Here is an 8028-nt window from a genome sequence, read left to right as displayed (position 1 = left end):
CCCCGGCCGCCGCGACGAGGCGCTGCGCCGCGCCGACGCCGTGCACGGCGGCCTGGTCGCGGCCGGGTGGCCGCCCCGCTACGCCACCATGATCGGGGCGTCCGCGAAGTACCTGGTGGTAGGGGCCGCGACGAACTCCTTCGCCCGCGGGTTCGACGACGACGTGCGCGTCTACCGCGATCGCTACCCCAACCTGTCCCAGGCCCACCGGCTCTCCGAACACGCCGCCGAGATCGACCACGACAGTTTCGAGCTCGCCCTCTCGGCGTTCCTGGACGGCCTCTCGCGCGTGTACGCGGACGAGAAGGACGGCTGAGCCCGGCCTCGCGGAGGACGCGTTTAGCGTGCTCCGTTCGCGTCAGTGGTCCCTTCGGGAAGGTTCGTCGAAAGGGCGCAAGGCCGGGCGGTTCGGACGCGCGGGCCTTGGGCCCCGTTCGGAGGTGGTCCACGTGCGGACAGGACGGACCGCGGTGGCGAGCGGTGCCGCACTCGCCGCGATCGCGTACCGGGCCCGCAGATCCCGGCCGGCAGAGGACCTCCGGGGGCGGTCCGTGCTCGTCACGGGCGGATCCCGAGGCCTGGGCCTGCTTCTCGCGCGCGGTTTCGGAGCCGCCGGGTGCCGCGTGGTGGTCTGCGCACGCGATGCGGAGGAGGTGCAGGGGGCGCTGGAAGACCTGCGGGCCCGCGGCGTCGAGACGCGGGGGGAGGTGTGCGACCTGCGCGACCGGAAGGAGACCACCGCCATGGTGGAGCGGGCGGTCGCGCACTTCGGTGGACTCGACATCGTGGTCAACAACGCCGGGGAGATCCAGGTGGCTCCCGTGGAGGCGACACCCCGCGAGGCGTTCGAGAGCGCGATGGGCACGATGTTCTGGGGGGCGGTGGACGTCGCCGAGGCGGCGCTGCCCACACTGCGCGAGCGCCGCGGGACCCTGGTCAACATCACCTCGGTCGGCGGGAAGGTGAGCTCACCGCACCTACTGCCCTACTCCTGCGCGAAGTTCGCGCAGACGGCCCTCTCAGAGGGGCTCGACGCGGAACTGGCGAAGAACGGGGTGCACGTGCTCACCGTGGTCCCCGGCCTCATGCGTACCGGCTCCCACCGCAGGGCGGTGTTCGCCGGAGCGCCGGAACGCGAGTACACCTGGTTCGCCCTTGGAGCGAGCCTGCCGTTCATCTCCATGGACGCCGAACGGGCGGCCGCGCGCATCGTCGAGGCCGTGCGGCGGCGGCAGCACCACCTGGTGCTGCACCCGCTGACCCGGGCCGCGATGGTGGCCCACGGGACCTTTCCGCGGGCCACACTGTGGGGCCTGCGCACGATGAACCGGATCCTGCCGGAATCAGCGGGGGAGCCCGCGACGCCCGGCCCCGAGGCGTCCGCCCGCGCCGACAATGCGGTCCTCCGGTTCCTCACCCGGCTCAACGACAAGGCCGGCCGGCGGTTCAACCAGATTCCGCCCCGGGAACAGGAGCACGCGACACGGACATGAGGGCCGTGCCCGGCGGCTCACCCGATGTAGCGGCGCGCCTTCGAGCGGCGCCGCGGCTCCTCCAGCGCGCGCAGCCCGTCCTCGACCGATTCCGGGACCACGCGCCGGTGCCGGAGGACCCATCCGGCGCCCGCGGTGGCCTCCAGGACCGCCCGCGCGGTCGCGAGGTCCTTGGGCGCCCCGCGCAGCACGTCGACCGTGTGGCGCCACGCGCCTCGCCAGGGGCGGCGCAGCCACGCGGTCCACAGGGTGTTGCGGATGCCGAGTTCGCGCCGGCGCCGCCGGTCGCGCTGCCGTGACGGCATGTGGTGCACCACCACGTCCTCCCGCCAGCACATCTGCCACCCGGCGCCGGCGAGGTCCAGGGCGAGAAGTTCCTCCTCACCGCCGAGCCACAGCCGCGCGGAGAACCCTCCCGCGGCGCGGAACGCGTCCGCGCGCAGAACAGTGGCACCGGCGAGGAAGCTGAGCAGGGCGGGACCGGGCGCGTCCCCCGAGGCGGGGAGCGGCGAGTGCCGGAGCTCCGGGGTTATGGGATCCTCGCGCTCGTCGGGACCGACCAGGATCCGCCCGGTGACGGAGGCGAGCCCGGGGTGGGCGTCGAGGACGTCCGCGGCGCGGGTGAGCGCACCGGGCCGCCACCATGTGTCGTCGTCGCAGAAGGCCACGTAGGGAGTGGTGACGGCGTCGGTGCCGATGTTCCGCGCGACGGCACCGAGGTTGCCGCGGCAGCGGATCGTCCGCACCCGCGGATGGCGGCGCGCCACCGCCTCGGCGGTGCCGTCGTCGGACGCGTTGTCCACGACGATCACGCGGGGCCGCTCCGGGAGCCGGGCGAGCTCGCCGAGGACGCGCAGCAGTTGGTCGCGCCGGTTGCGGGTGATGACCACAACGCTGACGCGCTCGTCGAACGGCGCTTGCGGAGTTCCGTCGGCCGGCACGGTTTCCCCCTCTTCGTCGTCGCTCCCCTCGGTTCCGCGCCCCGATCGCGGCGCCCGCGCGCCCCGCCGGCGGCTCCCTACTCGGTCGCCGCCCGTTCGAGGCGGCGGATATCGGACTCCACCGGCTCCGGTAGCCGGCGCCGCCGCCGCAGTGCGAGGGGGACCCGGCGCAGGGTCGGAACCACCGCCTCGCATGCGGCCCGGTCGTGGGCGGCCGCCACGAGGAGGGCGCGGGTCTCCCGCAGGGCGGTGGCGACGGGCCGCCGGAGCCACGCGATGAGCACGGAGTTGCGCCATTCGAGCCTCCGGCGCCACCGGTCCGAAGGGCGGTGCTCCGACGGGTGGTGGCAGGCGGTCACATCCTCGATGTAGCGCAGCCACCACCCCCGCGCGGCCAGGTCCTGGGCGAGCAGCTTCTCCTCCCCGACGAAGAACAGCAGGGCGCTGAACCCGCCGACGTCGAGGAACGCGCGCCGGCGGACGACCGCCGAGCAGGCCATGAACCCCAGGACCGGGGTTCCGGGTGCTCCGTGCCGGTCGGTCAGCGGCCCCTGTTCCATCAGGCGGTTGGTCGGGTCGGGCCGCCGCTCGGCGCCGACCAGGGTCCGGGCGGCGATCAGTCCGAGCAGCGGGTGCCGGTCGAACAGTGCGACCGCGCGTTCGAGCGATCCGGGCTGCCACCAGGAGTCGTCGTCGCAGAAGGCGACGTAGGGCGTTCGGGTGCGCCGTACACCGGCGTTGCGGGCAGCGGCGCCCGCGTTGCGGTCGAGCGCGACGACCTCCACGTCCGGCCGTGTCCGCCGCACATGCGGCACCGTCCCGTCGCCGGACGCGTTGTCGACCACGACAACGGCGACGCCGGGGCAGGCCCGGCGGAGCTCCGCGAGCGTCCGCGCCAGCTCGGTGCGGCGGTTCCGGGTGGCGATGACAATGCTGATCCGCTCGCGCGTCTCGGTACGCGAGACGGAGCGGGGCGGCCGTGTGGACACCGTCAGTCCGGGGAGCGCACTTCCACGACGCCGTCGCGGACACGGGTCCGCAGCACCGGCTGCGGAGCCGTGGCCGGCCCGTGCACGACGTCCCCGTCGCCGAGGCGGAACGTGCTGCCGTGCCACGGGCACTGCACGCAGGCGTCGCGGAGCTGTGCCCCTCCGTCGACGAGCGTCCCCTCGGAGAGCGGCCCGGCCAGATGGCTGCAGGTCTCGATCAGCGCGTGGACGGTATCGCCGTCGCGTACGACCAGCAGGTCGACCCCGTCCACGGTCTGGCGCGCCAGCCGGCGCTCGGGCAGCTCGGCCAGCGGCGCGGCCGTCCGCCATTCGCGGGGGAACGCGCGCACCACGCCCTCGGCGCGGTTCACCCCGCCCGCCTGGCGGTAGGTGATGTGACCGCCGAGAAACCCGCCGGCGCCCACCGCCGTGAGGCCGGCGTAGGCCAGAAGCTTCCCTTTCAGGTTCCGACCGTTCGAACGCGCGATCAGCGAGGACGCGTAGAGCACGATGGCGGTGCCGTTGGCGATGGAGTGCACGAACCCCACCCGGCTCTGGCGCTGGTTCTGCTGCGACCAGTCCGCCGCGCCCGTGAGCACCGCGGGAAGGGCGGCGGTGAGTCCGGTCTGGATCAGCCGCCGCGACTCCTGCTCGTGACCGGGAAGGGCGTCGAGGATCCCGCTGGAGACCCAGGCGCCGATCGGCAACTGCACGAACGCGGGATGCGCCGGGTGGCCGAGCCAGACGCCGTGCAGGGCATCACCCACCCGGCCGTGCTGGATCCGCGACGCGGCGCGTTTGACGGGCCGGATGAGGGCGTCCAGAACCGACGCCCTCTCAAGCGTTTCAACACCATTGAGTCGTCGCATGGCGGCCGACTACCCAGCGCTGTCATTCTGCAACCCGCCGCCGGTGCTTCGTCTGTTCCGGAAGGCTCCCGGCCGGTCCGCGTTCACGCGCGCAACGTCCGCGCGAGCTCGTCCAGAAGGGCGGTGTCGCCACCGGAGGAGCGCTCCCCGTACCCCTGGTAGCCGGCCGCGGCTCGCCGGCCCTCTGGTGACAGGCACCAGTCCCACTGCCGGGACAGCTCCACCTCGAAGTCGGCGCTGCCGGGGTGTTCCCCTGCGTTGATCCGCTCCGGTGTGATCACCGCCGGCCAGTTGAGCGCGCGGGCCTGGGCGCTGATCTTGGCACCCTCGGCGACCGGGTCGACCGCGATGGCGGGCACCCCCGCCCGCAGGGCGAACACCATCCCGTGCAGCCGCATGGTCACCGTCAGATCCATCCGCCGCAACAGGGCCGTGAGCTGGGCGGGTGTGGTGCAGTGCCGCCAACTGCGGTAGTCCAGGCGGGTGCTGATGGGCACCGGCGCGCAGTCGCGGGTGGAGACCCAGTCCGTGACACGTTCGGTGATGTAGGTGTGGCGCGCCCGGTCGCGGTACTCCTCCTGGGGGGCCGCGAGCATGACGCCGACCACGGGTGCGGGTGCGTCGTGTGCGTCCGGTGCTGCCATGGTCAGGTCCCATCGAGCGGGGCGCGGGCCGCCGTCCCGCGCCAGAACGGTACTGAAACCGGTGGTCACAGGGGCGTCCGGGTCGATGACGGACACGCCCACGGCGATGCGCCGGCAGCGGCGGAACCGTGTGTGCAGCCGCTCGACCTGCTCCCCGTAAAGGGGGCCGCATACGAACACCAGGTGCGAGTAGCGGTCCGGGTCCGTCTCCTCCAGTGACAGGGCGTCCGGACGGAACACCGGGCTCCACGCCGCGTCGTGGGCGATCCCCATGCCGGACAGCAGCCCCTGGACCACTTCGAGAGCCCGCACGTCGCCGGCCGTCGCCTCGCCGTGCAGGAAGCTGAACCAGCCGACCAGCAGAACACGCATATCCGGGGCACTACCCCAATATCGATCACAGCCGGTAATTGAGACAGATCGGGTGAAGAAAATTTTTCCAGGCCAGTAACCAACTCTTATCGGCGGTGTTTGCGAGTCGCTTCGCTCGGTAGTCGACTGAGGACACGGACACTGTCCGAGCTGCTCGGGGGAGCTCACATGCGTGTTCTCGGAGTGAACGCGGTGTTCCACGACCCCGCTGCCGCGGTCGTCGTCGACGGGACGACCGCGGCAGCGGCCGAGGAGGAACGCTTCAACCGGCGCAAGCACGGAAAGCGGCCGGTGCCGTTTTCCGCGTGGGAGCTGCCGGAGCAGGCGATCCGGTGGTGCCTGGAGAGGGCCGGCCTGGACGCCGCCGATGTCGACGCCGTCGCCTATTCCTACGCCCCGGAGCTGGTGCGCCAGGAGGGCGAGGGGCAGGACCCGGGATGGGAGGACCTGCGCACCACCTACGCCCGACGCGCGCCCCGCTTCCTCGCCTCTGCCGTTCCGGGCCTGGACGCGGCCGACTTCCGCTTCGTCCCGCACCACGTCGCCCACGCCGCGTCGGCCGGACTGGCGGCACCGTTCGGGGCGGAGGGGGTCCGGGAGGGCAACGGAGCGAACGGCGGCCGCGACTGCGCGGTCCTCGTGGTGGACGGACGGGGGGAGTCCGGTTCCTACCTCGCGGGCGCCTATCGCAACGGCAAGCTCGACATCCTCGCCGACCAGCCGCTGCCGCACTCCCTCGGGCTCATGTACGAGGATCTCACCCAGCACTTGGGGTTCCTGCGTTCCAGCGACGAGTACAAGGTCATGGCGCTCGCCTCCTACGGCACCCCCCGCTTCGTCGGACCCCTGCGTGAGCGGGTCCGCACGACGGAGAAGGGCGGTTTCATCGCCGAACCGGGCGACTGGAGCCGATGGGCGCCGCCGCGGCCGCCCGGGCGCGAGATGACCTCGCAGCACGCGGACCTGGCGGCCAGCGTGCAGCGGCGCCTCGAAGAGGTCCTTCTGGAACTCGCCGGGTGGCTGTACGAGCGGACGGGGCAGCGGCGCCTCGCCATGGCCGGCGGCATCGCCCTGAACTGCGTGGCCAACACGCGCATCGCCGCGGAGACCCCCTTTTCCCGGGTCTGGGTGCAGCCCGCCGCGGGCGACGCCGGCACCGCGCTCGGGGCCGCCCTGCACCACGCGGCAGAGGCCGGCGAACACGTCGCCCCCATGCCGGGCGCGGATCTGGGCCGCTCATGGGAGGAGGACGAGATCGCCGAGCTCCTGCGCGAGGCGGCCGTCCCGTTCGAGCGGCCCGACGACATCGCCGAGGCGGTCGCCGACGCCCTCGCCGCCGACCGGATGGTCGCCTGGTTCCAGGGACGCGCCGAGTTCGGCCCCAGGGCACTCGGCCGGCGGTCCCTTCTCGCGCACCCGGGCCGGCTGGGCAACGTCGACCGGTTGAACGCGGTGAAGGGCAGGGAGCGGTTCCGCCCCGTGGCGCCGATGGTCCGCGGCGAACGCGCCGGAGAGGTCTTCTCCCGAGGCCCGCTTCCCAGCCCCTACATGCTGTTCGTGCACGACGTGGCGCCGGCCTGGCGCGACCGGATCCCGGCCGTCGTGCACGTCGACGGCACGGCCCGGATCCAGACGGTCGACAGCGAGGCCGAGCCGCTCCTCGGCCGCCTGCTGGAGCGGTTCGAAGCACGCACCGGCCTGCCGGTCGTCATCAACACCAGCCTCAACACCGCGGGGCGGCCCATGGTCGATTCGCCGCGGGACGTCCTGGAGTGCTTCGGGGCGACACCGATCGACCTGCTGGCCATCGGCCCCTTCGCCGTCCGGCGGTCCGGGCGTCCGGGGGGAGGTGTGTATGGCCGGTGACAGGCGCTCGCCTTCGGCGACCCGCCGGGGCGAAGCCACGGTCGCGGACCGGGTGCCCTACGCCTACACGGTGGTGATTCCGACGGTGGGCCGGCCCAGCCTGGAGCGCACCCTGGACGCGCTCGCCCGGCGCGGGGAACAGCGCACCGCGGATGAGGGCTTCCTCGCGGCGGCGCTGACGGAGGTGCTCCTGGTCGACGACCGGACCGTTTCGAGGGCTCCGCTGGGCGATCCGGGGACCCTGGAGAGCTGCGCCGGAACGTGGGGCCGGTACGGGTGCTCGCCGCCGGCGGTCGCGGCCCGGCGGCCGCGCGCAACGCCGGTTGGCGAGCGGCCTCGACACCCTGGGTGGTGTTCCTCGACGACGACGTGGTCCCTGCCCCCGGATGGCCGGCCGCCGTCGCGGGCGACCTGGCGGGACTTCCCGCCGACGTGGCCGGCAGTCAGGGGCGGATCCGGGTCCCGCCGCCGGATCGGCGCCTGACCGACAGCGAGCTCGCCACCGCTGCGCTGTCGAGCGCGCGCTGGATCACGGCGGACATGGCCTACCGCCGTTCGGCGCTGGCCGAAGCGGACGGGTTCGACGAGACGTTCCGGCGTGCCTACCGCGAGGACACCGACCTCGCCCTTCGGGTTCTGGATCGGGGATACCGGCTGGTCCGCGGCGACCGCCTGACCGTCCATCCGCTGCGCGGCGGCGGGGTGTGGGGGAGCGTCGCCGCGCAGCGAGGCAATGCCGACGACGTAGTGATGCGGCGCCGCCACGGGGCCCGGTGGCGGCGGCGTGTCGGCGAGGCGCGCGGCCGGTTCCGGGTGCACCTGGCGACGACGGCCGCGCTCGCGCTGAGCGGAGC

General features: G+C 73.5%; 7 protein-coding genes and 1 pseudogene. 4 read left to right on the top strand and 4 right to left on the bottom strand.

Translation table 11 applies throughout. The features are described from left to right. Positions 1–316: pseudogene (locus VS93_RS25345) on the top strand (TetR/AcrR family transcriptional regulator); the annotation flags it as partial. A gap of 133 nt (positions 317–449) precedes the next feature. Next, a complete protein-coding gene (locus tag VS93_RS25340) occupies positions 450–1493 on the top strand; it encodes an SDR family NAD(P)-dependent oxidoreductase (protein ID WP_201776758.1) in 1044 nt (347 codons plus the stop codon). 17 nt (positions 1494–1510) lie between these two features. On the opposite strand, the gene VS93_RS25335 is transcribed toward VS93_RS25340, so the two are convergent. From VS93_RS25335 to VS93_RS25320, 4 genes are all read right to left on the bottom strand, one after another. After that, positions 1511–2434 (bottom strand): glycosyltransferase family 2 protein, encoded by a 924-nt coding sequence (locus VS93_RS25335; RefSeq protein ID WP_046472369.1) that lies wholly within the window; start codon positions 2432–2434, stop codon positions 1511–1513. 77 nt (positions 2435–2511) lie between these two features. After that, positions 2512–3423 carry a glycosyltransferase family 2 protein gene (locus VS93_RS25330; RefSeq protein WP_046472368.1) on the bottom strand — a complete coding sequence of 304 codons (912 nt, stop codon included), beginning with the start codon at positions 3421–3423 and terminating at the stop codon, positions 2512–2514. Between the two features lie 2 nt (positions 3424–3425). Then, a complete protein-coding gene (locus VS93_RS25325) occupies positions 3426–4292 on the bottom strand; it encodes a Rieske (2Fe-2S) protein (protein WP_046472367.1) in 867 nt (288 codons plus the stop codon). Between the two features lie 83 nt (positions 4293–4375). Further along, positions 4376–5308 (bottom strand): polysaccharide pyruvyl transferase family protein, encoded by a 933-nt coding sequence (locus tag VS93_RS25320; RefSeq protein ID WP_046472366.1) that lies wholly within the window; start codon positions 5306–5308, stop codon positions 4376–4378. Between the two features lie 168 nt (positions 5309–5476). On the opposite strand from VS93_RS25320, the gene VS93_RS25315 reads away from it, so the two are divergent. Next, the gene (locus tag VS93_RS25315; RefSeq protein ID WP_046472365.1) at positions 5477–7174 is read left to right on the top strand and encodes a carbamoyltransferase family protein; all 1698 of its coding nucleotides are present in this window, start codon (positions 5477–5479) and stop codon (positions 7172–7174) included. A 261-nt stretch (positions 7175–7435) separates the two neighbouring features. Then, positions 7436–8028: glycosyltransferase family 2 protein (locus VS93_RS25310; RefSeq protein WP_236700733.1), on the top strand; the 593-nt coding region annotated here is incomplete at its 3' end.

This window comes from Allosalinactinospora lopnorensis (assembly GCF_000981225.1).
Classification (GTDB): Bacteria; Actinomycetota; Actinomycetes; order Streptosporangiales; family Streptosporangiaceae; genus Allosalinactinospora; species Allosalinactinospora lopnorensis.
The sequence above is the reverse complement of the archived record's forward strand: the minus strand, read 5'-3'. Positions and strand labels throughout refer to the sequence as shown.

What these genes read in the sequence shown, in the direction of transcription:
- VS93_RS25325 (WP_046472367.1), bottom strand. Translation starts at nt 4,292, where the DNA reads ATGCGACGACTCAATGGTGTTGAAACGCTTGAGAGGGCGTCGGTTCTG.
- VS93_RS25315 (WP_046472365.1), top strand. Translation starts at nt 5,477, where the DNA reads ATGCGTGTTCTCGGAGTGAACGCGGTGTTCCACGACCCCGCTGCCGCG.
- VS93_RS25320 (WP_046472366.1), bottom strand. Translation starts at nt 5,308, where the DNA reads ATGCGTGTTCTGCTGGTCGGCTGGTTCAGCTTCCTGCACGGCGAGGCG.